At 64.4% G+C, this 21,054-nt stretch carries 20 protein-coding genes; 7 read left to right on the top strand and 13 right to left on the bottom strand.

What is annotated here, in order from left to right:
* Positions 1 to 16 precede the first annotated feature (16 nt).
* The 7 genes from E2E30_RS09375 to E2E30_RS09345 all read right to left on the bottom strand — a co-directional run bounded on the left by E2E30_RS09375 (position 17) and on the right by E2E30_RS09345 (position 5,523).
* Positions 17 to 385, bottom strand: coding sequence for a hypothetical protein (locus E2E30_RS09375; protein ID WP_133189200.1), 369 nt, complete (start codon positions 383 to 385; stop codon positions 17 to 19).
* Between the two features lie 138 nt (positions 386 to 523).
* Entirely contained in the window at positions 524 to 913 is a 390-nt protein-coding gene (locus E2E30_RS09370; protein WP_206365545.1) for a DUF305 domain-containing protein, read from the bottom strand.
* 94 nt (positions 914 to 1,007) lie between these two features.
* Positions 1,008 to 2,228, bottom strand: a complete 1,221-nt coding sequence (locus E2E30_RS09365) for a copper resistance protein B (RefSeq protein ID WP_133189198.1) — start codon at positions 2,226 to 2,228, stop codon at positions 1,008 to 1,010.
* On the bottom strand, positions 2,225 to 4,177 hold the full coding sequence (locus E2E30_RS09360; RefSeq protein ID WP_133189196.1) for a copper resistance system multicopper oxidase: 1,953 nt from the start codon (positions 4,175 to 4,177) through the stop codon (positions 2,225 to 2,227). Before E2E30_RS09360 ends, E2E30_RS09365 begins: the two co-directional genes overlap by 4 nt.
* A 67-nt stretch (positions 4,178 to 4,244) precedes the next feature.
* Positions 4,245 to 4,814 (bottom strand): RNA polymerase sigma factor, encoded by a 570-nt coding sequence (locus E2E30_RS09355; protein WP_010165211.1) that lies wholly within the window; start codon positions 4,812 to 4,814, stop codon positions 4,245 to 4,247.
* Complete coding sequence (locus E2E30_RS09350; RefSeq protein WP_010165212.1) at positions 4,811 to 5,251, bottom strand: periplasmic heavy metal sensor; 441 nt, start codon at positions 5,249 to 5,251, stop codon at positions 4,811 to 4,813. The genes E2E30_RS09355 and E2E30_RS09350 overlap by 4 nt, the downstream gene beginning before the upstream one ends.
* Positions 5,248 to 5,523 carry a hypothetical protein gene (locus tag E2E30_RS09345; protein ID WP_010165215.1) on the bottom strand — a complete coding sequence of 92 codons (276 nt, stop codon included), beginning with the start codon at positions 5,521 to 5,523 and terminating at the stop codon, positions 5,248 to 5,250. Before E2E30_RS09345 ends, E2E30_RS09350 begins: the two co-directional genes overlap by 4 nt.
* Positions 5,524 to 5,649: 126 nt before the next feature.
* Between E2E30_RS09345 and copC the strand changes: the two genes are divergently transcribed.
* The 4 genes from copC to E2E30_RS09325 all read left to right on the top strand — a co-directional run bounded on the left by copC (position 5,650) and on the right by E2E30_RS09325 (position 10,008).
* Positions 5,650 to 6,018 (top strand): copper homeostasis periplasmic binding protein CopC, encoded by a 369-nt coding sequence (gene copC / locus E2E30_RS09340; RefSeq protein WP_133189194.1) that lies wholly within the window; start codon positions 5,650 to 5,652, stop codon positions 6,016 to 6,018.
* Between the two features lie 4 nt (positions 6,019 to 6,022).
* Complete coding sequence (gene copD, locus E2E30_RS09335; protein WP_133189192.1) at positions 6,023 to 6,949, top strand: copper homeostasis membrane protein CopD; 927 nt, start codon at positions 6,023 to 6,025, stop codon at positions 6,947 to 6,949.
* A gap of 375 nt (positions 6,950 to 7,324) precedes the next feature.
* Positions 7,325 to 9,628, top strand: coding sequence for a heavy metal translocating P-type ATPase (locus E2E30_RS09330; RefSeq protein ID WP_206365699.1), 2,304 nt, complete (start codon positions 7,325 to 7,327; stop codon positions 9,626 to 9,628).
* The gene (locus E2E30_RS09325; RefSeq protein WP_133189188.1) at positions 9,625 to 10,008 is read left to right on the top strand and encodes a MerR family DNA-binding protein; all 384 of its coding nucleotides are present in this window, start codon (positions 9,625 to 9,627) and stop codon (positions 10,006 to 10,008) included. Before E2E30_RS09330 ends, E2E30_RS09325 begins: the two co-directional genes overlap by 4 nt.
* Positions 10,009 to 10,112: 104 nt before the next feature.
* On the opposite strand, the gene E2E30_RS09320 is transcribed toward E2E30_RS09325, so the two are convergent.
* The 6 genes from E2E30_RS09320 to E2E30_RS09295 are packed head-to-tail and all read right to left on the bottom strand — an operon-like array spanning position 10,113 to position 18,726.
* Positions 10,113 to 13,358 carry an efflux RND transporter permease subunit gene (locus E2E30_RS09320; RefSeq protein WP_133189186.1) on the bottom strand — a complete coding sequence of 1,082 codons (3,246 nt, stop codon included), beginning with the start codon at positions 13,356 to 13,358 and terminating at the stop codon, positions 10,113 to 10,115.
* A complete protein-coding gene (locus tag E2E30_RS09315) occupies positions 13,355 to 14,524 on the bottom strand; it encodes an efflux RND transporter periplasmic adaptor subunit (protein WP_133189184.1) in 1,170 nt (389 codons plus the stop codon). Before E2E30_RS09315 ends, E2E30_RS09320 begins: the two co-directional genes overlap by 4 nt.
* A complete protein-coding gene (locus E2E30_RS09310) occupies positions 14,521 to 15,780 on the bottom strand; it encodes a TolC family protein (RefSeq protein WP_133189182.1) in 1,260 nt (419 codons plus the stop codon). The genes E2E30_RS09315 and E2E30_RS09310 overlap by 4 nt, the downstream gene beginning before the upstream one ends.
* Positions 15,781 to 15,831: 51 nt before the next feature.
* On the bottom strand, positions 15,832 to 16,173 hold the full coding sequence (locus E2E30_RS09305) for a hypothetical protein (protein ID WP_133189180.1): 342 nt from the start codon (positions 16,171 to 16,173) through the stop codon (positions 15,832 to 15,834).
* Positions 16,174 to 16,214: 41 nt separating this feature from the next.
* On the bottom strand, positions 16,215 to 17,543 hold the full coding sequence (locus E2E30_RS09300) for an MFS transporter (RefSeq protein ID WP_133189178.1): 1,329 nt from the start codon (positions 17,541 to 17,543) through the stop codon (positions 16,215 to 16,217).
* Between the two features lie 52 nt (positions 17,544 to 17,595).
* Positions 17,596 to 18,726 carry a nickel/cobalt efflux transporter gene (locus tag E2E30_RS09295; protein ID WP_133192016.1) on the bottom strand — a complete coding sequence of 377 codons (1,131 nt, stop codon included), beginning with the start codon at positions 18,724 to 18,726 and terminating at the stop codon, positions 17,596 to 17,598.
* 149 nt (positions 18,727 to 18,875) lie between these two features.
* Between E2E30_RS09295 and E2E30_RS09290 the strand changes: the two genes are divergently transcribed.
* The 3 genes from E2E30_RS09290 to E2E30_RS09280 are packed head-to-tail and all read left to right on the top strand — an operon-like array spanning position 18,876 to position 20,557.
* A complete protein-coding gene (locus E2E30_RS09290) occupies positions 18,876 to 19,145 on the top strand; it encodes a metal-sensing transcriptional repressor (protein WP_133189176.1) in 270 nt (89 codons plus the stop codon).
* A gap of 16 nt (positions 19,146 to 19,161) precedes the next feature.
* Positions 19,162 to 19,962, top strand: coding sequence for a COG4705 family protein (locus E2E30_RS09285; protein ID WP_240699105.1), 801 nt, complete (start codon positions 19,162 to 19,164; stop codon positions 19,960 to 19,962).
* A complete protein-coding gene (locus E2E30_RS09280; RefSeq protein WP_133189174.1) occupies positions 19,955 to 20,557 on the top strand; it encodes a cation transporter in 603 nt (200 codons plus the stop codon). The genes E2E30_RS09285 and E2E30_RS09280 overlap by 8 nt, the downstream gene beginning before the upstream one ends.
* The last annotated feature ends 497 nt before the right edge of the window (positions 20,558 to 21,054 follow it).

The raw sequence follows: 21,054 nt of genomic DNA, 5'->3' as shown, positions 1-21,054 counted from the left end.
GCGCGCGGACTTGAAATCAGATCAGGATAGAAGGCGGTTCTGGCTCGGGGGCGGTCGAACGGCCGCGCAAGGCTGCGCAAATGCCGATTTGCTCATCACGATCGGATCGGGCCGCAGCCTGGAGAATCATCGATGCGTCGGACAGCATCATCGGGCCGCCCGCCGCCATCATGGCGATGCAGCCAGCCAAGCCGCACTTGCACGGCTTGTGGGCTGCGTCCTTCTTCATCGCCGACATGCAATCCGGCATGGAGGCCATGTCGTTGGTTGCCATCGCTGCCATGTCCATCGCGCCTGCTGGGGCAGCAAGCGCCTGGGCCGGCTGCTGCGCAGCAAGCCCGACCATCACGCCGAACAGTATCAGGAAAAGGAACAGGCGCTTCACATGCACTTCCTGCGGGGCGCCTCTGAACCTGTCAATCGGCCAAGTCTTCTTCGTAGGTTTGTCGATTTGGTCACACGAAGAAAACGAAACTCCCGCCCTGTCGGGGAAAAAGGGAATAACAGGGCGGGTGAGCACCCGTTACTGCGGGCGCTTGTCGTGCTTGCGGAGCCAACCCTGTAGCTCGGCAATATCCTTTTCCTGCTTCGTGATCGTCATCTGCGCGATCTGCTTTATCTCAGGGTCTTTGGCATCGCGGACTGCGACGCGCGACATGGCGACGGCACCGCGATGATGCTCGATCATTTTGCGCGTCCACATTTCGGCCGCGTCACCCTGCTTTGCAGCCATCATCTTCTGATGCATGTCCATTTCGGATTGAGCGTAAGGGTTGCCAGCCATCATCTTCGACATGTCGTCATGGCGCAGGCCGGCCATCTGGCCGTGATCCATCACCTGCATCCCGCCCTGCTGGGCAAGCGCCGGGGTGGCGACGACCGCCAAGGCAGAAAATATCGGTGAAAATCGCATGTCCGTCTCCTCTGTTATCTAAAGGTTCTACGCGCGCGCGGCGCGTACCCCTCGCACTTCGGCAACTGCTCTATTTCGGCTCTGCCCTTCGTCATCAGAACCACACCCGCACACCGGCCACGAAGCTGGTGGTGGTCGGATCTTTGCCCTCGGCGCGGGTGAAATCGGCGGTACGTCCGGTCTGTGCGACATAGGAGACGCCGATATAGGGCGCGAACTGCCGCCTGATTTCGTAGCGTAGCCGGAGCCCCAGCTCGGCGTCGGTCAGCCCCGCGCCAAGCCGGTTTTCGGGCACCGCCTGCGCCGATAGATTGAACTCGATTCGCGGCTGCAGGATCAGTCGCTGCGTGATGCGCTGGTCGTAATACCCCTCGAGGCGACCGAGCAGGTCACCCTTGGTCGACAGGAACAAAGCACCCTCGACTTCGAACATATAGGGCGAAAGTCCCTCGAACCCGACGGTTGCATAAGTGCGGTTGGGTGACGGCTGGAAGTCGTGGCGAACGCCTGCCTGAAGGTTGAAGTACGGCCCGACGGCTCGACTGTAGAGCGCCTGGACTTCGGCACTTTCGACACCCTCGCGTAACGCGCCCTCGCCCTCGCTCTTCAGCCACAAGCGATTGATGTCACCGCCGAACCACGCCTCACCATCCCAACGGTAGCCGTCACGGCCTTGGCGCGCCTGATATTCGGCAAGATTGAACATGACCTGGTAGAAGGGCTGACCGCCTTGCTCGAACATCATGTCGTGCCGCGCCTTCGCCATGTCGGCCGGCGCGAACTGGCGGTCGGCGTAATGGTCCATCGGCGGCGCGGGGGCCGGTGCGTTTCCCGCAGGAAGCGCCGTGCCGGTCTTCTCCATTCCGGGCATCGTCATCCCTGCCATGCCCGGCATAGCCTGCATATCATGGCTGCCGTGCTGGTCGCCGGACATATTCATCCCCGGCATTGCTTGCTGAGCGCCCTGTGGAGCCGTTTGGCCGCTTGCTGGCATCTCCATTTCCGGCATGGATTGGGACGCGCCCTGCGCTGGCTGTGAGGCATTGCCGGGCATGGCCATGCCCGGCATCGACGAATGGTCCATCCCCGTCATGCCGGCCATCGGGTCTGCCGTGGCTTTCGGTGGCGCCTTGCGCTTCGCGGCAACGGGCTTCGCTCTGGCGCGCTTGGCTGGCGCGGACGATTTGGCCGCAGGTTTCTTCTGAGCCGGCATCGTCATGCCGGGCATGTTCATGCCCTGCATCGACTGCGCAGCGACCGGAGCCGCGAGGGTGAGCATGGCGACCGACGCCAACATAAGAGCGAGGCGTCTCATGCGACGTCTCCCCGCGGACGGACACTCACGGTTCGCATCATGCCGGCGTGCATGTGGTAGAGGAGATGGCAGTGGAACGCCCAATCGCCGACCGCATCGGCGGTAAAATCCCACGTCACCTTGCCGCCTGGCTGGACGATGACGGTGTGTTTGCGCGGCGCATGATCGCCGTGCCCCGTCACCAGCTCGAAAAAGTGGCCGTGGATATGGATCGGGTGCCCCATCATGCTGTCGTTGATGAGGTTGATCCGCACGCGCTCACCTTCGAGGAAGGGGATCGGCTTCATCATGTCGGACATCTTCACGCCGTCGAACGACCACATGAAGCGCTCCATGTTGCCGGTCAGGTGAATGTCGAGGCTGCGGCTGGGAGCCCGCACGTCCGGGTTGCGTTCCAGCGCCATCAAGTCCCGGTAGACCAGCACCTTGTGGCCGACATTCTCAAGCCCCTGACCGGGGTCGCCGGTGCGATCCATCGGGATCGGCGAAATCGTCTGGACACCCGGTCCTTTCTTGACCTGCGGGGCTTTGGAGAAGTCGCGCATCTTCATGGACCCCATGTCCATGCCGGCCATGCCCTGCTGGCCGCCCATCGAACTATGGTCCATCCCCGCCATGCCGCCCGCGCTGCCGCCCGTCGCCATCGCACCGTGGTTCATCGCCGAATGATCCATCCCTGACATTGTGCCGCCTTGCGGCATTCCGCCCATTGCCATCGCGCCTGCTACCGTGCCGGCGCCGGGGGTGGTGAGACCGGCGGACGGGTTTTTCTCATTGGTCGGGTCGGGGCCGCGCATCCCGCCGCTCGACATATCCATGCCGCCCATCGACGACATATCCATGCCCATGTCCTTCATCGTCGCGAGCGGGCGCGGACGAAGCGCAGGCACCTCGGCCGCCATGCCGGGGCGCGGGGCGAGCGTGGCGCGCGCCAGGCCGGATCGGTCGATCGCCTCGCCGACAAGCGTGTAGGCGCGGTCGTCGATCGGGGTGACGATTGCGTCGTAGGTTTCGGCGACACCGATCTGGAACTCGTCCACCTCGACCGGCATGACGTTTTGCCCGTCAGCCTGGACGATGCTGAGCTTGAGACCGGGGATGCGGACATTGAAGGTTGTCATCGACGATGCATTGATGACGCGCAGTCGCACGCGCTGCCCGGGCGTGAACAGCGCGGTCCAGTTGTCGCGCGGGCCGTGACCGTTGACGAGATAGGTATAGGCGGGGCCGGTCGCGTCGGAAATATCGGTGGGGTCCATCCGCATCTTGCCCCAATCCACGCGGTCCTTGAGCGGTTGATCCTTGCCGGAAAGCAGGCCGGCGAGGGTCTGACGCTGATAGTTGAAGTGACCGGGGTCGACTTTCATGTCGCGGAAGATGGTAGCGGGGCTGAGCTGGCTGTGGTCGGACAGCACGATGACATGTTCGCGGTCGGACTGCACCGGATCGGCGCCGACAGGATCGATCACGATCGGCCCGTAATGCCCAAGCTGTTCCTGAAGCCCGGAATGGCTGTGATACCAATACGTGCCGTTCTGCCGGATTGGAAACTCGTAGAGGAAGCTCGAACGGGGCTTGATGCCGGGGAACGAGATGCCGGGCACCCCATCGAACTGCGGGGGAACGAGCAGTCCGTGCCAGTGGATCGAACTGTCCTCGTCGAGATCGTTGATGACATTGAGACGAACGGTCTGCCCCTCGCGCAACCGGATTAGCGGGGCCGGTACGGTGCCGTTGATGCCGATCGCCTTGGACGCGCGACCATCGATCATCATCGTCTGGCGCGCGATGCGGAGCGTAATATCGTTGCCGGTGACGGTCGGCAGGGGCGTGATGATGCCTGCCGAATTGGTCTGCGCCCATGCAGGCATGTAGGCCGACAGCGCGAGTCCGCCGCCTGCAAGGGCGGCACCGCGTAGCATCTGGCGGCGGTCGATAATGCGGCTCATACGATCCTCAAGGCTTTCGATCGGGGATGTCCCCCTAGCCTTGATACGCGGTGCGTCGTGCTACCCCTCAACGATCGCCTAATTGCTCGAGCAGCTTGGCGCGCGCGCGATAAAGCCGCGTTTCCACAGCCTTCTCGCTGATCGACAACACTGCAGCGGTTTCCGCCTGGCTCAAGCCTTCGATCGTCCGCAACACCAGCGGCTCCTTCAAGGCAACGGGGAGGGCAGCAATGGCACGCGTCACCCGGTCCAGCTCCTGCCGATCGCTGGCGGCGTCGTCGATCGGCACCTGATCGTCCGTAACCGCCTCGGCCTCGATGCCGACCGGGATCGCGAATGAGAGGAAGCGGCGCACGGTCCGCTTGCGTCCCCAATCACGGCATTTGTTGAGCGCGATCGTGGAAAGCCACGCCCGCATCGACCGATTGCCATCGTACCGTGGCATGGCCTGGTGGGCAGCGACGAAGGTCTCCTGCAACAGGTCCAGCGCCTCGTCGGGTTCACCGACGCAGGCGCGGACCATCCGGAAAATCGGTTGCCGATGACGGCGCATGATCTCGGCAAAGGCCGCTTCCCGCCCCGCGATGCTGAGCGTCGCAAGCTCGGCCTCGGTGAGCGAGGTCCAGTCGAGGCTCAACGCTGATCGTCGGTGAGCGCCTTGACCACCGCCTGGTCGAACTGCCCGGTCTGGTTGGGACGGAGAAGCTGTCGCATGGCAAATATATGTGCGAGCGTAGCCTTCTGAAGCTCGCCCATGACGGCGTGGCTCCGATCGACTGCCGCGACAACGCGCGGTCCGTTGCCGTGTTCGACTTCGATAGCCTCCGCGAGACGGGCATTGTCGGCCCGCAACTCCAGCTCGAAGGCGCGGCGTTGGACCGCGAAGCGCTGTTCCAAGACTTGCAGGCGTGCCTGCTGGTCTGCGTCGAGCGCCAGCTTATGATGCAGCACCTCGTGCAGCTCCGCACCGGGCTGCACCGGCGACGGGAGAAGTGCCCGCCCGATGAACACACCGCCGATCGCTGCAACAAAGCAGGCGATCACGCACACTATCAGCCGGACGCGACCGCTCATGGCGCGCCAGCGAGCAAGATCGACGGGGCGAGCGGCGACATTGGCCCGAGTGGCGAGAGCGCAGACACCGCCCCGGCCTCTCTAGCCGGAAAGCCAGCGCCAAATACGCCCATGACGAGCGCTACGGCGATCGTCACCGCGCCGATGCCGGTGCCGGCTCGCGCCGCTGGCCGCGCCGCGATGCGCGCAAGCACCCTGGCTTCCATTCCGTCGAGGCTGGCGGGCACGGGAGCGTGCGCCATCCTCGTCAACACTGCGTCGAGGTCATCCATGTCGTTCACTCCACCCCTCTAGCATAGGTTACGCACGACGTAGCCCAATCCCTCAACACGACCTTTCAAGGGGTAGTCGATTGGGGCGCGTAACGAAGGATAGTCCCTATTACGAAGGAGCCATCCATGCGCCGCTTCCCTGTCCTGATCGCCACTGCCGCAAGCCTTGCACTCGCCGGCACCGCCTACGCGCACCCCAAACTGCTGTCTGCGAGCCCGTCCGCAAATGCGACCGTTGCCAAGCCGACGCATATCGAGCTGCATTTCAGCGAAAAGCTGATGCCAGCCTTTTCCAAGGCCGAGCTGACTATGGCGGCCATGCCCGGGATGGCCGCCATGAAGATGGCCAGCGTAGCAAAACTGGGGCCTGATGGTCGTACGCTGATCGTCACTCCCAACGGCTCGCTCCCGCACGGCCGCTATAGCGTGGCATGGCAGGTGGTCTCGACAGACACGCACAAGGTCGCCGGAAGCTATGCCTTTGCGGTGAAGTGAGACGATGAACGATTGGTCGCTGATCGGCATCCGCTTCGCGCTCTACCTGACGCTGGCGGCGCTGTTCGGCCTCGCTGCATTCGGCCTCTATGGGCTGCGGGCTGACGAGCGCGGTGATGCGCTCGCGCTGCGCGCATGGCTGGTCGGCAGCGCCGCCCTCGGCCTCTTATTCTCGGCCGCCTGGATCGTGCTGATGGCATCCTCGATGGCGGGAACGCCAGCGTGGCCGATCGATGGCGAAGCGATCGGCGCGCTGCTCACCGGCTCTGCGATCGGGGTGGCCTGGAAGCTCCGCATGGTCGCGCTCATCGTCGCAGGTGCGGCGGCAATGATGATTGCTCGCCACGGAATCTGGCTGTGCATCGTCGCGCTTTGCGGCGTCGTTGCAATCGGCACGCTGGCATGGACCGGGCACGGTGCGATGGATGACGCCGCGATCGGCTGGGTTCACCTTGGTGCCGATATTCTGCACCTCGTCGCTTCGGCGACTTGGGTCGGGGCCTTGTTCGGGCTAATCCTCCTCGTCTCCCGGCCCGCTGCGCGAGGCGGTGCAGCACACCTTGAACTGACGCACCGCGCACTGCACGGGTTCGGGATAGTCGGAACTATCGCGGTCGCTACGATCGTCATCACCGGCTTGATCAACGGCTGGATGTTGGTCGGTGTCGACCACCTCACGGACCTTGGCAAGTCGCTCTATGGTCGACTCCTGCTCGCGAAGCTGGTGTTGTTTGCAGTTATGCTCGGTCTTGCCGCCCTCAACCGCTTTCGGTTGACGCCGACTTTCGAGCGATCGATCGCCAGTGCCGATCATCGCAGGGCTCTCGGTACGTTGCGCGTGAGCCTCGTAACCGAAACCGGGTGCATCGTCGTCATCCTCGGACTCGTCGCCTGGCTGGGGACCCTCGCTCCCCCTGCATCGGCGATGTGAGGATCGGCCGCGCAGTAGTCTGGCTCCCGGCTTCCTGCTCTGATGGATCAATCGGCGTATCGCTACCGCTTGTTTCCAAGGGCAACCGACCCCGGCCGCGTAGAGTCTAGGTAGGCGGGCTTGACCTTGACACGATGTCAGGCCCTACATGCCCTCGGGTAGAAGGAGTCTCACGCCATAAACGACCCTCATTCCCATACGCCTCAAGCCAGCGGGTGCGGCTGTTCCGGGCGGAGTACCACTGAGCCTGCGGCCGCGACTGTCTCTCCCGCGCCAGCGGCATGCTGCTCGGGTGAAGCGGCTGAGGGGACTCCAGAGACGGCCAAACACGACGAGCATCACCCTGAGGCTGGAGGTTGCTGCGCTGGCGGCAGAATTTCTGAAGGCGCAGCGACGGTTACGGACCCGGTGTGCGGGATGACGGTCGATCCGGCGAAAACGGCGCATCATGCCGAGCACGCCGGCCAAACCTATCATTTCTGCAGCGCCGGTTGCCGGACCAAGTTCGTCGCCAACCCTGACGCCTATCTCGGCGACAAGCCGAAGCCTAAGGCAACGGCAACGCCAGGAGCTATCTGGACGTGTCCCATGCACCCGCAAATCCGCCAGGAGGGACCGGGAACATGTCCGATCTGCGGCATGGCGCTCGAACCGGAAGAACCGTCGCTCGATGATGGGCCTAATCCTGAGCTGATCGATTTCACGCGCCGGCTGTGGGTGGCGGGAGTGCTCGCGGTGCCGCTGCTGGCAATATCGATGGTCGCCGAAATGCTCGGCATCCATGTCGTCAGTCCTGCCGCTTCCCCTTGGGTACAGCTTGCGCTCACCGCGCCTATCGTACTGTGGGCGGGGTTGCCGTTTTTTCAGCGAGGATGGACCTCGCTTCGAACCCGCCATCTGAATATGTTCACGCTGATCTCAATCGGGGTCGGTGCCGCCTTCCTCTACAGCCTGGTCGCGACGGTCGCGCCCGGCATTTTCCCCCCGACCTTCCGCATGCACGGCGGCGTAGTGCCGGTCTATTACGAGGCGGCCGGGGTAGTGGTGGCGCTGGTGCTGCTCGGACAGGTCCTTGAACTGCGTGCCAGGGCTGCAACGGGACGCGCGATCCGCGCCCTCATGGATCTTGCCCCAAAGACGGCGCGCCGGGTGCGATCGGACGGGTCCGAGGAGGAAGTCAGCCTTGCCGATGTGGCGGCCGGTGATCGGCTACGCGTTCGTCCCGGGGATGCGATCCCGGTTGACGGCGTGGTGGTCGAGGGACGCTCCTCGGTCGATGAATCCATGCTCACCGGCGAGCCTGCCCCTGTCCTCAAGGAAGTCGAGGCTGCCGTCACCGGGGGAACGGTCAACGGCACGGGCAGCCTGGTCATGGAAGCCCGCGCTGTCGGGTCGGATACGATGCTGGCGCGGATCGTCCGCATGGTCGCGGACGCGCAGCGCAGCCGTGCCCCGATCCAGGCTGTTGCCGATCAGGTGTCTGGCTGGTTCGTGCCGTTGGTCGTGCTGGTTTCTATCGCGACGTTTGTAGTCTGGTCGCTGGTCGGTCCTGAGCCGCGCATGGGCCACGCCATGCTCAATGCCATTGCCGTGCTCGTCATCGCCTGCCCCTGCGCGCTGGGTCTCGCTACGCCCATGTCGATCATGGTCGGGACGGGCCGCGGGGCTCAGGTCGGCGTTCTGGTGAAGAACGCGGAAGCGCTACAGGGGCTAGAGAAGGTCGATACATTGGTCATCGACAAGACGGGCACGCTCACGGAAGGCAAGCCTAAGCTCATCGCGGTCCAGACTATCGGCTCGGTCGTGGAGAACGACATGCTAGCGCTTGCTGCGGCCGTCGAAAGGCAATCGGAACACCCGCTCGCACACGCGATCGTCGTTGCCGCCAAGGATCGAGAATTGCAGCTCGGCACGGTTACGGACTTCGCCTCGCAAACCGGTCTAGGGGTGAGCGCCAAGGTCAATGGCCGTTCGGTCGTGATCGGGAACGCCGAGCAAATGAGCCGAATCGGCGCTGATTCTAAGGCCGTAGATTCCGATGCCAATCGTCATCGTAGCGAGGGTGCAGGCGTAATCCTGGTGGCGATCGATGGCGCGCTTGCCGGCCTGCTCGCGGTCGCCGATCCGGTGCGTGCCAACGCCGGGGAGGCAATTGCCGCGCTCCGCCAGCAGGGGCTTCGCGTCATCATGCTGACCGGTGACAATCAAACGACCGCCAACGCGGTCGCGCGCGCCGTGGGCGGACTCGACGACGTGCGCGCCGGCCTGCGCCCTGAGGACAAGGCGCGCATCATCGGCGAGCTGAAAGCGTCCGGTGCCAAGGTTGCGATGGCCGGCGACGGAATCAACGATGCGCCCGCTCTGGCGGCTGCGGACGTGGGCCTCGCCATGGGCACGGGAACAGACGTAGCGATCGAAAGCGCCGGCATAACGCTTACGCGCGGCGATCTGTCGGCGATCGTGCGAGCGCGGAAGCTCGCCCAGGCGGCGATGCGGAATATCCGTCAGAACCTGTTCTTCTCGTTCCTGTTCAATGGGATCGGCGTGCCGGTCGCGGCCGGGGTGCTCTACCCCGTGGCGGGCATCCTCCTCTCGCCGATGCTAGCCGGCGCGGCGATGGCGCTCTCGTCCCTTACCGTGGTCCTCAACGCGCTACGGTTGAACACGGTGAAGCTATGAACATCGGAGCGGCATCAGATGCCAGCGGCGTCTCGCAGCGCATGATCCGCCATTACGAGAAGATCGGTCTCGTGCCCGCGCCGCCCCGGCGTGGGAGTTACCGCGACTATGCCGACCCCGACGTTCACCGCCTTCGCTTCATTGCCAACGCGCGTGACCTGGGGTTTCCGATCGAGGAGATTAGGACGCTGCTCGAGCTGTGGTCGGATCGCAGCCGATCTAGCAGCGAAGTAAAAATGCTTGCCCAAGCGCGCGCTGATGAACTTGGGCGTAAGGCATTTACGCTCGAAGTTATGCGGTCGACGCTGCTGGAATTGGTAGACCTCTGCCACGGAAATGATCGACCGGACTGCCCGATTCTTTGCCGCATGGAAGCATGAGGGCATCGCGCGACGCTCCTGCGGCCAGCCGACGGTTCGCGCGGTTGGCCACGCAGACTTGGAACTGACGGTCGCAGCCCGTCGAGGGCTGCGACTGTCTGGACCTATTCGGCAGGCACCGCCTCGCCGTTCCGCTGATGGGGACGCTTCGCCCCTCGAGCTGTGAGACGCGCCACCCAGGCGGTGATGGCGGGCAGCACAACCAGCGTCAGCACCGTCGAAGTAATGAGACCCCCGATCACGACGGTAGCGAGGGGACGCTGCACCTCGGCACCGGTGCCGGTGGCGAGCGCCATCGGCACGAAGCCGAGCGATGCGACCAGCGCCGTCATCAACACCGGGCGTACCCGCTCTATCGCGCCATCGGCAATAGCCTGATCCTCGTCTTCGGCATCCTCGCGGTGCTTGCGGATCGCACCCATCATCACGAGCCCATTGAGGACCGCGACACCTGACAGGGCGATGAACCCGACTGCAGCGGTGATCGAGAACGGTATACCGCGTAGCAGGAGCGCGAACACGCCGCCCGCGAGTGCCATCGGCACCGCCGAGAACACGATCAGGGCGGGGATGAAGCCGCCCAGCGCCATGTAGAGCAGCGCGAAGATTGCGAGGAAGCAGATCGGCACGACCAACATCAAGCGCAGACGTGCCGATTGCAGGCTCTGGAAGGTGCCGCCCCAATCGATGTACATGCCGGCCGGGAGCTGCATGGAAGCGATCTTCGCCTGTGCGTCTGCAACGAAGCCGCCGAGATCACGCCCGCGCACGTTGACCTGCACGGTCATCATGCGCTTGCCGTTCTCGCGGCTGATCTGATTCAGGCCCTCGGTGTACCGGAACCGCGCCACTTCACGGAGTGGGATCGAACGGGCGGTCTGCCCTTCCGCCGCAGGCAACATGACCGGAATCGATCCCAGCGTGTCGATGTCGTCACGCTGTGCGTCGGGTAGACGCACCACGACCGAGAAGCGCCGATCGCCCTCGAACAGCAATCCCGCTTCGCGGCCACCAAGCGCAGCCGAGACAGTGTTCGCCACCTCCTCGACCGACAAGCCGAGCCTTGCGACCGCCTGACGATCAATCTGAACGTCGAACGTCGGTGCACCGTCAGTTTGCTCGACGCTGACATCTCCGGCACCGGGGATAGTGCGGATGACGGCTGCGATCTTGCGCGCCTGCGCGCCCATCGCGTCCAGATCGTCGCCGTAAAGCTTGACCGCGACGTCGGCGCGGACGCCGGCGATCAGTTCGTTGAAGCGCATCTGGATCGGCTGCTGGATCTCCGTCCGGTTGCCAATCGTCGATTTCATCCGTTCCTCGATGCGACGGATGATGTCCTCCTTGCTGTGCACGTCCGCCGGCCACTCGCTTTCCGGCTTGGGGATGACGTAGGTGTCCGAAGCGTTCGGCGGCATTGGATCGGTGCCGAGGTCGGCGTTGCCGTTCTTGGAAAAGACCAACGCTACCTCCGGCAGGGTCTTCAGGACGTTCTCGATTTGCATCTGCATCTGCGTCGACTGGTCGATCGACGCCGAGGGCACACGGAAGTTGGTGACCGTGATATCCTTCTCGTCGAGTTGCGGCATGAACTCCTCGCCGAGGAAGCCGAAGCAAAACACGGCTGCGACAAAGACGCCAACACCGCCCAGGATGAAGGGCAACGGCCGTGCGATGGCCTTGGCGAGGATCGGCGCGTAACGCTCCTTGAACCAGCGAACCGGCTTCACCTCGGTTTCGCTGACCCGGCCCTTGATGACGATCGCGATCATCGCGGGAACGAAGGTCAGTGACAGGATGAAGGCGCAGGCGAGCGCCACCATCAGCGTGATCGCCATCGGCGCAAAGGTCTTGCCCTCGACACCCTGGAACGTGAGCAGCGGCGTGAAGACAAGGAAGATGATGAGCTGCCCGTAGACTGTCGGGCGGATCATCTCCTTGGCGGATGCCGTGGTCGTCTCCAGTCGCTCCTCCAGCGTCAGCAGCCTGCCTTCGGCCTGTTGCCGTTCGGCAAGGTGGCGCAGCGCATTTTCGACGATAATGACGGCACCGTCGACGATCAGGCCAAAGTCGAGCGCTCCGAGGCTCATCAGGTTTCCGGACACGCCAAGCCCGTTCATACCCGCCGCGGTCATCAGCATCGTGATCGGGATTACGGCCGCGGTGATGAGTGCAGCGCGGACGTTGCCGAGCAGCAGGAACAGCACCACGATGACGAGCAGCGCACCCTCGCTCAGGTTCTTCTCAACCGTGGCGATCGTCGCGTTGACCAGCTTGGAGCGGTTGTAGACTGGTTCTGCAAACACGTCGGGCGGCAGCGCCTTGTTGATCTGCGTCAGCTTGTCGGCGACAGCGGTGGAGACGATGCGGCTGTTGTCGCCGACCAACATCAGCACGGTCGAGATGACCGCCTCGGAGCCCATTCGGCTTCCCGAGCCGGTGCGAACCGCACCTCCGATCACGACCTGCCCCACATCCTTCACGCGGACCGGCACGCCGTTGCGGGTGGCGACAACCGCTTCCTGCATGTCCTCAATCGACTTCAGTCGGGCGTCGGCGCGGACGAGGAAACTCTCGCCGGCACGGCGGACGTAGTTCGAGCCCGCGGAGAGGTTCGCCCGCTCCATTGCCTTCGCCAGCTCAGTGATCGAAAGTCCGTAGGAGGTGAGCGCGTTGAGGTTCGGCTCGATCAGATACTGCTTCACATAGCCGCCGTTGGAATCGACGCCGGCAACGCCTTTCACGGTCCGCATCTGCGGCCGGATGATCCAGTCCTGCACGGTGCGCAGATAAGCAGCCTTGGCCAGCTCGGTGGTCAGCTGCTCGCCCTCTGGGGTCAGATAGCTGCCGTCCGACTGCCAACCGGGTTTGCCGTCGATATGCTCGGCACCGCCTTTGCCGTTGGGATGACGGAAGGCGATCGAGTAGAAGAAAATCTCGCCGAGGCCCGTGCTGAGCGGGGAGAGGTTGGGCTGCACGCCAGCAGGTAAGCTGTCCTTGGCTTGGCCGATACGCTCGGTCACTTGCTGGCGCGCGAAGTAGATGTCGGTCCTGTCTGTGAACACCGCCGTCACCTGGCTGAAGCCGTTGCGCGAGAAAGATCGCGTCATCTCCAGCCCGGGAATACCGGCAAGTGCCGTCTCGACTGGGAAGGTGACCTGCTTCTCGACGTCGATGGGTCCGAGCGACGGCACGAAGGTGCTGATCTGGACCTGCCGGTTGGTCACGTCGGGCACGGCGTCGATCGGGAGCTTCGTGATCTGCCATGCGCCGAAGCCAATGACGACGAGGGTCAGGAAAGCGACGAGCCAGCGCAGTCGCACCGAGGTCGATAGAATGCGCTCGATCATTCCTCGCCTCCCTCGTTCTTCTCGAGTTCGGCCTTGATGAGGAAGGCATTCACCGTGGCGATCGGCGTGCCTGCCGCGAGGCCGTCGGCAACCGCGACCATGCCCCCCGATCGGCTGCCGATACGGATCGACTGCGCCTTGAACCCTTGGCGGGTCCGGACGAACACCACGGTCCGGTCGCCGAGCGTCTGAACTGCATCCTGGGGAACTGTCACGCCCGCCTTGATGGCTCCGCCGCTGGCAGCAATGCGCGCCTGGACGAGTTGGCCCGGGACAAGCGTGCTGGTGCCCGCGGTCGGCGTGACCACGACGGTAGCCGTGCGCGACTGCGCATCGACGACGCCGGTCGCCGAGCGAACCCGTCCCTCGACCGTGCGGCCGTCATTGGTGGTCAGCTCCACCCGGTCGCCGACAAGGACGCGGGAAGCATCAGCCGGCGGCACATTGGCGGTGATCTGCAGGCGGCGCGGGTCGGCGACCCTGAACAGCTCGGTTTCGGCTGCGACGAACTGCCCGAGATTGGCAGCGGCACTCGTGATCCGACCCGAAATCGGGCTGACGATTGCGACCGAGCGTCCGTCGCTCGAAACGCGCGCGGCTCCCGCTGCGGCGCTGGCGCGCCTGGCGTCAGCCTCGGCGACCGCAAGGTTCGCCTGGGCGGACTCGTAGTCGGCACGGGGAGAGACACCTTGGCTGAGCAACGAACGCTCGCGCGCGAGCTGACGCGCGGCCAGCGTCACCCGTGCGGATGCGGACGCACGGTCCGCAACGATCTGCGAGGCGTCACGGCTTTCGACTAGCGCAATCGTCTGGCCGGCGCGGACCGGATCGCCGATCCGCAGGAAAATGCGTGTGACGGTGCCCGGTGCGCGCGCGGTTAGCACGGCTTCGGCGTCGGGCGTCGATCCCACGGTTGCGGAGGCGAGGATTGCCGCATCCAGTTCGCCAGAGCCAGCCGGTGCGACCGTGATCTGCGAGGTCGCGATGGCCTGTGGCGTAATGGAGAGTGCATCGGCCGTCTTCTTCGGCGCTTCCGCTGTCGTTGCAGGTGCAGGTGCAGTGGGAGGGGGCGGGGCCTGGGTGAGGCGTGCAGCCCCGAAGCCGAGTGCGGCTGCGGCAACCAGCCCGACGGCGGCGCCAGTGTAGGGTCGATCTCTATCGGTCATTGGACCGGTTCTCCGGTGATGCTGAGGCCTGACAGGCGGGCGAGATTGGTGCGGGCGTCGAGACGCGCGGCAGCAGCATCAAGGATGACGCCGCGAGCCACCCCGAGATTGTGGCGAGCGGCGAGCAGCTCGATCAGCGGCGATTTGCCTGCCTCATAGGCAATGCGTGCGAGCCGATAGGCTTCTTCGGCGGTCTTCATCGTCCGCTGCGCAGCGGCTGCGCGATTGTCGGCCGCCTCGATCAAAGCCAACACGGCGCGAGTACCGGCTTCGGCATCGAGCCGCGCCACTGCGGCTCGCGCCTCCGCGCCTTGCAACTCGGCGCGCGCTGCGTCGATGTTGCCACGATTACGATCGAAGAACGGCAGCGGAATGCCAACGCCGGCGACAATCGCCGGTCCGCTTGCGACCCGGAGCTGGCGTATGCCGAGCTGCGCGGTCATGTTCGGAACGGCAAGACGCTGCTGCACCGTCACCGCTCTCGCCGCTGCCTCGCGTTCGGCCTCGGCGACCTTGACGGTCGTAACCTGCAATGGGTCGATCGGACCGCTGGCGGGCCTGGCGTTCAAACGATCGAGCAGGGATTCCGACAGACCGGTAAAGGGCGTCGGCGAACCCGCAAGCGCCGATAGCCGTGCCAGCGCCGCCAGCTTTTGCGCGCGTGCCGTTTCGAGTTCGGATTCGAGGGTGTTCAACTCAGTCTCGGCCTGAAGCTGGCGCAACCGGGCCTCCTTGCCGGCATCGACGAGCGCGCGCGCCACCCTTAAGTCGGCGGTTGCCTCCTCCACCTCGTCCTCGGCTAAGTCGATGCGCCGCTCGGCGATCTCCGCGCCCGCATAGGCGCGTGCCAGCTCGGTGGCGTAGAGGAGCCGCCCTTCGAGATTACGCGCCTGCGCGGCTGCTATGCCGGCGTCGCCCGCGGCGATCCGCGCCGAACGCTTGCCGCCCAGCTCAATCGGCTGGTCGATCTGGAAAGTAGTCTGCTGCTGGTCGCGAGCATTATCCCTCAAATCGCCCGCAAAGTTTTCCGCGTAGATGTTGACTGTCGGATTAGGCCGCGCGCGCGCCTGTTCGGCAAGCCCCCGGGCACGCGCCACGTCGGCATCCAGCACCGTGACGCGAGGGGTCGTCTGGGCCTGACGCAAGAGTTGCGCGAATGGCGGCGCCGTCTTCGACCACGCCGTTCCCGCGGGGCATAGCGCTGCGAGTAAACCAGCCAGCGCAACCATGCGCTGCCGGCGGATAGTGCCGTTCATGATGTTCCTTCCAAGGGGTGTGAGCATGTCGGCGCCGAGCGCCGGCACGGCTCAGCCCTGTGGAGGTCGCAACAGTCCGGAAGGTCCGATCCCGCGGAGCAGGCCGGCGATGCCGGTCGGCCACGTCCTATCGGACACCACGGTCGCTCGCAGCGTCGCAGTGGCAGCGTCCAAGGTGAGCAACTGGCCGGTCGCGTGTGCGAGCACGTGAATCGGACCATCCGGATCGGTTTGGTCCGATCCGCCGTGGCTATGCTCGATCGAGACCGCGTGCACGGGATCGTCATCATGGACGATCGCACCGTGCCACCCCGACAGGCCGATCAAGCCAAGCATGGCGACGAGCGCCAGCACGGCACCGAGCAGCGCGGATCGGGATCGACGGGTTGGCATCCGCTTTAGAGTAGGCGGCACGTGTGTCCGCGGCAAGCATGTCACTGGCCCGGCCATTTCGGATGCCGGCGATAAAGGACGTAAGGATGGGTCTTGCCGGCTGCGTGCGCCAGGTGATGCGTATCGTCCGGGGCGAGGTCACCATGCTCATGGTCGAGCACGTCGGGATCGTTGGCAGGCCATAGCCACAGCGCCGCGACGACGCCGATCGCGGACAACACGGCCATGGCGGCGAAGGCCGCCGCCATGCTGACGCGCGCGCCGAGCTGTCCGACGAGCGGATAGCAGACCAGCCAACAGACGTGGCTCAACGCGAATTGCGCAGCGAACAGCGCGGGGCGATCGTCGGCGTTCGCCGAGCGGCGGAGCAAGCGGCCCGACGGGGTGACGCTTGCCGAATAGGCGATGCCCATGACGAGCCATCCGGCGAGCAGGACGTGCCAATAGGCCGGTCCCGGCGTCATCGTCACAGAGATCGCAGCAAGGGCAGCGAGCGCGAGCGTCAGCGCGGCTGCGGCGACCATCATCACTGTTCGATCGGCGATGCGATCGAGGACTTTCGGCAAGGTGAGGGCAGCGGTGATCGAGCCGCCTCCAAAGGCGGCGAGCGTCAGCGCGACGTCGCGCTGGTTAAGCCCCATGCCTCGTACGATGACGACGGTGTTGACGATGACCATCGCGCTCGCTGCCGCTGCCGAAAGCGTCAGCGCCAACAGTCCGCGCAGGCGCGGAGTCTTGAGGTAGATGCGTATGCCCCGCGTCGTCTTTTCATAGATGCCGCCCCGGTCTTCTACAGGGGCAGGCTTGGGCAGCACGGTCGAGACGACGAGCAGCGCCGAGGCGACAAAGCCGATCGCGGTGCCCGAAAAGAGCCAGTGGTAGCTCATTACCGTGAGCAGCCCTGCCGCCAGGATCGGGCTGGTCAGACTTTCCATGTCGTAAGCTAGACGGGAGAGGGAGAGCGCGCGGGTGTAGTCACGCTCCTCCGGCAACACGTCGGGGATCGTCGCCTGGAAGGTCGGGGTGAACGCGGCGGATGCCGATTGCAGGACGAAGATCAGGACATAGACCTCCCAGACCTGGTTCACGAACGGGAGGCAGATCGCGACCGCGGCACGGGTCACGTCCATGCTCACCAGCAACGCGCGTCGGGGAACCCGGTTGGCGAACGCCCCGGCGATCGGCGCAACGCCGATATATGCGACCATCTTGATAGCGAGCGCGGTTCCCAGCACGGCGCCCGCGCTGCCGCCCGCGATGTCGTAGGCGAGCAGGCCAAGCGCTACAGTCGCGAGACCCGTTCCGATCAGCGCGATGATCTGCGCGAGGAACAGGTGGCGATAGGTCCGGTTGGCGAGGACGCTCAGCACGGGCGGCACTCTGGCAGCCCACGAATATTGTCCAAGAGGAGCGCGAGGCTCATCAGATCGCGCCGATGCGGCTGAGGCCGCTCAAGCCGGAATAGGCCATGTAGCTCGCGATCACGATCATAAGGCCAGCCGATGCGTACGGTGCCTTGCGCGCGAAATCGCCGAAGCCGGACCAGTGCTTCTGAATCTGGTTGACGCTGAGGGCGGCAATGACGCCGGCGCTGACCATCGTCACCGCCAAGCCGACGCTGAACGCGCTGACCAACACGACACCCAGCGAGAGGCGCTTGAGTTGGAGGCAGAGCAGGAGAACGGTGACGGCTGCGGGGCAGGGGATAAGCCCACCCGTGAGGCCAAACAGCGCGATCTGGCCGGTCGTCACCTTCCGGTTGGCGAAACGGCGACTGATGTCGGAGGCATGGGCGCGCTCGTGCGCGTCCATGTAGGCGTTGTCGCCTGTAACCTTGAGGCCTTCGCTCGGCGCTGCGTGGTCATGTTCGTGTTCGTGTTCGGCGAAGGTGAGGTCATAGTCGTGGCTATGGCCGGCATGCCCGAGCGATACCCGTGCCGCGAACGCGTGCGGCTCCGGTATTTCTTCGACGCTCTCCAAGAAATCGCCACGATCGACGAAGCAGAACGTCTGCGAACGTCCCTCGCCGCGGTTCGTGGTGACGTTCACGTCCTCTGCCGACCATCCGCCCTTGTCGAAGCGCGCGCGCCAGCAGGGCGGAACGCCGTCCTCGAAAATCTCGAGCCGCATCATACCATGGCCGGTATCAATTGAGCGGACCTCATCCTCTCCGTGGTGGTGATGGTGGTCGTGCGCCGCCTCCGCCTTCTGATCCGCTCGCGTGCGCCAGATCATCCAGAGGCCAACGCCGAGGACGATGATGGCGGAGCCAAGTAACAAGTAAGGCTCGGTAGTCTCCGTGTTGAAGCCGCGGCCGAGATACTGCCCGCCAAGCGCAATGCCCCACACGATCGCCGTGTGAGACAGGGCCGCGCACAGGCCGAGCAGCACGGCTTGGCCGACCGTACCGCGCACCGCGATGATGAAGGCAGCCATCATCGTCTTGGAGTGGCCGGGCTCCAGGCCGTGCAACGCACCGAGCAGAAGCGCGCTCGGGATGAATAGCCAAAGGTTGGTGCTGCCCTGTTGAACGAGTTCGGCAAAAGAGGTCATCATGCGTCCCGATAGTATCAGGGCGTCCCAGCAGATAAGCGTACGTGGGTGCCAAGGTCCGGCCGACCTATAACCCCCCAGGGGGATGTCGTCTATCCCCCCAGGGGGTTAGTCGACAAATGCTCAATCAACGTTCTATATGAGGTCACATGTCGCACAACGCTCATTCCAGCCATCCCGCGATCATCAAGCGGCTGAACCGCGCGACCGGCCATCTCAAGAGCATCGTCGGGATGATCGAGGAAGAGCGACCTTGCGTCGACATCGCACAGCAACTCCAAGCGGTCGAAAATGCCATCGCCAGCGCCAAGCGCGCACTCATCAACGACCATATCGATCATTGCCTCGTCCACGCCGAAGAAGGCGAGGGCACAAAGCACGCCGTCGATGAATTTCGGGCGATCTCCAAATATTGGTGATCGAAACGCCGACGGCGTGGAGCCGGAAAGGAATGACGCCGTGAACGAGGCTACGAGGGAGAAGTTGGCAAGTAAGGTGCCAGCGGTCACGCTGGGCTTCTGGATCATCAAGATACTTGCGACCACGCTTGGCGAAACCGGCGGCGATACCGTCTCGATGACGATGAACCTCGGCTATCTGGTCGGCACCGCGATCTTCCTGACGGTGCTGGTCGCCCTGGTCTGGTTGCAGGTAAGCGCGCGGCGCTTTCACCCGTTCCTCTATTGGGCAACGATCATTGCCTCGACGACGGCCGGCACGACGATGGCGGACTTCGCCACGCGCTCGCTCGGGATCGGCTACGCCGGCGGATCGACGCTGCTTATGGCCTGCGTGCTCGCCTCTCTGATCGTCTGGTATTGGGCGCTGGGCTCGATCTCGGTCGCGACGGTGCGGGAGCCGAAGGCCGAGCTGTTCTACTGGGTCACGATCACTTTCTCTCAAACGCTCGGCACGGCGCTCGGGGACTGGACGGCTGGTACTGGCAACCTCGGCTATGTGGGCGCTGCCACAATCTTCGCGGGACTGCTCGCCGTGCTGGCGCTGCTCTACTACCTCACCAGCGCCAGTCGGGTGCTCCTGTTCTGGGCAGCTTTCATCTTGACGCGTCCCTTGGGGGCCGCAGTCGGCGATTGGCTCGACAAGCCGCTCGATCATGGTGGCTTAGCCTTCAGTCGTCCGCTTGCGTCGGTGGTGCTGACGGCTGCGATCCTGCTCCTGATCCTCGTCCTTCCCCAGCGCGCGGGGCAGCATCCGGATCACCGGGGTGATGCCTGACCATCATACCCGAGAAGGTAGCGGTCTGCGCCAGGTAGTCCGCTATGTTGCTCTGCTAAACCTCAGCTATTTTGCGGTGGAGTTTACCGTCGCCGTGGCAATCGGATCTGTATCGCTGTTTGCCGATAGCGTCGATTTTCTCGAAGATGCGGCCGTTAACCTCCTGATCCTCGCTGCCCTGCTCTGGTCAATGCGCAACCGAGCACGACTTGGCATGGCGCTCGCGCTGATCCTGCTTGTGCCGGGCATCGCGACGCTGTGGACAGCCTGGGCAAAGCTCAACGTGCCGGCTGCGCCCGATCCGCTGCCATTGTTGCTCACCGGGCTTGGCGCGCTCGCGGTCAATCTGACCTGCGCGTTCATGCTAGCCCGCTACCGTCATCATGGCGGCAGCCTGACGCGCGCGGCGTTCCTCTCAGCCCGTAACGACGCGCTCGCAAATGTTGGAATTATCGTGGCGGGGCTGGTGACGGCTACTCTCTGGCGCTCTGCGTGGCCCGACCTGATCGTGGGCCTTTACATCGCTCTAATGAATGCCGATGCAGCACGCGAGGTTTGGAAGGCAGCGTGGCAGGAGCATGCCGCCGTCGCTTGATCGCGCCATGCCTCGACCATCGAGATGAACGAGCGGCTGGTTCCGGGAGGTACAGCGTCCGAACCGAACGACCGCGAATGGGGTGCGCCGTGCAAAGGCGGCGCTTTCCAGTGGGTGCAAATCCCGCCCGGCGAACTGCTCCAGCCGGAAGCAACCGGGGCAGGCATGGAGGTAACGAAATGTCTGAAGCCCCCGGATGACGGTCACGTAGGTGACCGTGCGAGTGTGCAGGCCGCAACGTGAGTGAACGCTGAGCAATCCTCGAAAAGGACGATGTGCAGGCCGACCCGACACCCATTTCGGGGAAGGCTGATACAGACGGGCGAGTTTGAGCGACGTTTGGAGCTCGTCTGCTGCACCGGGGTAATGGCGGCAGCATGTACACAAGGAAAGCGCACGCAACACGGGAAGCCCCATCACGTGCTCAGGGATGAGCAACCGGACGCCCGCGAGGGATGGGACGGGCGCGGTGGGGTGGCGGAGAGGCCCGTAGTACC

Source organism: Sphingomonas sp. AAP5 (assembly GCF_004354345.1).
Lineage (GTDB): Bacteria > Pseudomonadota > Alphaproteobacteria > Sphingomonadales > Sphingomonadaceae > Sphingomonas > Sphingomonas glacialis.
The sequence above is the reverse complement of the archived record's forward strand: the minus strand, read 5'-3'. Positions and strand labels throughout refer to the sequence as shown.

Bases quoted from the DNA above. Each gene is read 5' to 3' on its own strand.
- E2E30_RS09370 (WP_206365545.1), bottom strand. From the start codon at position 913: ATGCGATTTTCACCGATATTTTCTGCCTTGGCGGTCGTCGCCACCCCG.
- E2E30_RS09365 (WP_133189198.1), bottom strand. From the start codon at position 2,228: ATGAGACGCCTCGCTCTTATGTTGGCGTCGGTCGCCATGCTCACCCTC.
- E2E30_RS09360 (WP_133189196.1), bottom strand. From the start codon at position 4,177: ATGAGCCGCATTATCGACCGCCGCCAGATGCTACGCGGTGCCGCCCTT.
- E2E30_RS09350 (WP_010165212.1), bottom strand. From the start codon at position 5,251: ATGAGCGGTCGCGTCCGGCTGATAGTGTGCGTGATCGCCTGCTTTGTT.
- E2E30_RS09345 (WP_010165215.1), bottom strand. From the start codon at position 5,523: ATGGATGACCTCGACGCAGTGTTGACGAGGATGGCGCACGCTCCCGTG.
- copC (WP_133189194.1), top strand. From the start codon at position 5,650: ATGCGCCGCTTCCCTGTCCTGATCGCCACTGCCGCAAGCCTTGCACTC.
- copD (WP_133189192.1), top strand. From the start codon at position 6,023: ATGAACGATTGGTCGCTGATCGGCATCCGCTTCGCGCTCTACCTGACG.
- E2E30_RS09325 (WP_133189188.1), top strand. From the start codon at position 9,625: ATGAACATCGGAGCGGCATCAGATGCCAGCGGCGTCTCGCAGCGCATG.
- E2E30_RS09320 (WP_133189186.1), bottom strand. From the start codon at position 13,358: ATGATCGAGCGCATTCTATCGACCTCGGTGCGACTGCGCTGGCTCGTC.
- E2E30_RS09315 (WP_133189184.1), bottom strand. From the start codon at position 14,524: ATGACCGATAGAGATCGACCCTACACTGGCGCCGCCGTCGGGCTGGTT.
- E2E30_RS09310 (WP_133189182.1), bottom strand. From the start codon at position 15,780: ATGAACGGCACTATCCGCCGGCAGCGCATGGTTGCGCTGGCTGGTTTA.
- E2E30_RS09305 (WP_133189180.1), bottom strand. From the start codon at position 16,173: ATGCCAACCCGTCGATCCCGATCCGCGCTGCTCGGTGCCGTGCTGGCG.
- E2E30_RS09295 (WP_133192016.1), bottom strand. From the start codon at position 18,726: ATGACCTCTTTTGCCGAACTCGTTCAACAGGGCAGCACCAACCTTTGG.
- E2E30_RS09290 (WP_133189176.1), top strand. From the start codon at position 18,876: ATGTCGCACAACGCTCATTCCAGCCATCCCGCGATCATCAAGCGGCTG.
- E2E30_RS09280 (WP_133189174.1), top strand. From the start codon at position 19,955: ATGCCTGACCATCATACCCGAGAAGGTAGCGGTCTGCGCCAGGTAGTC.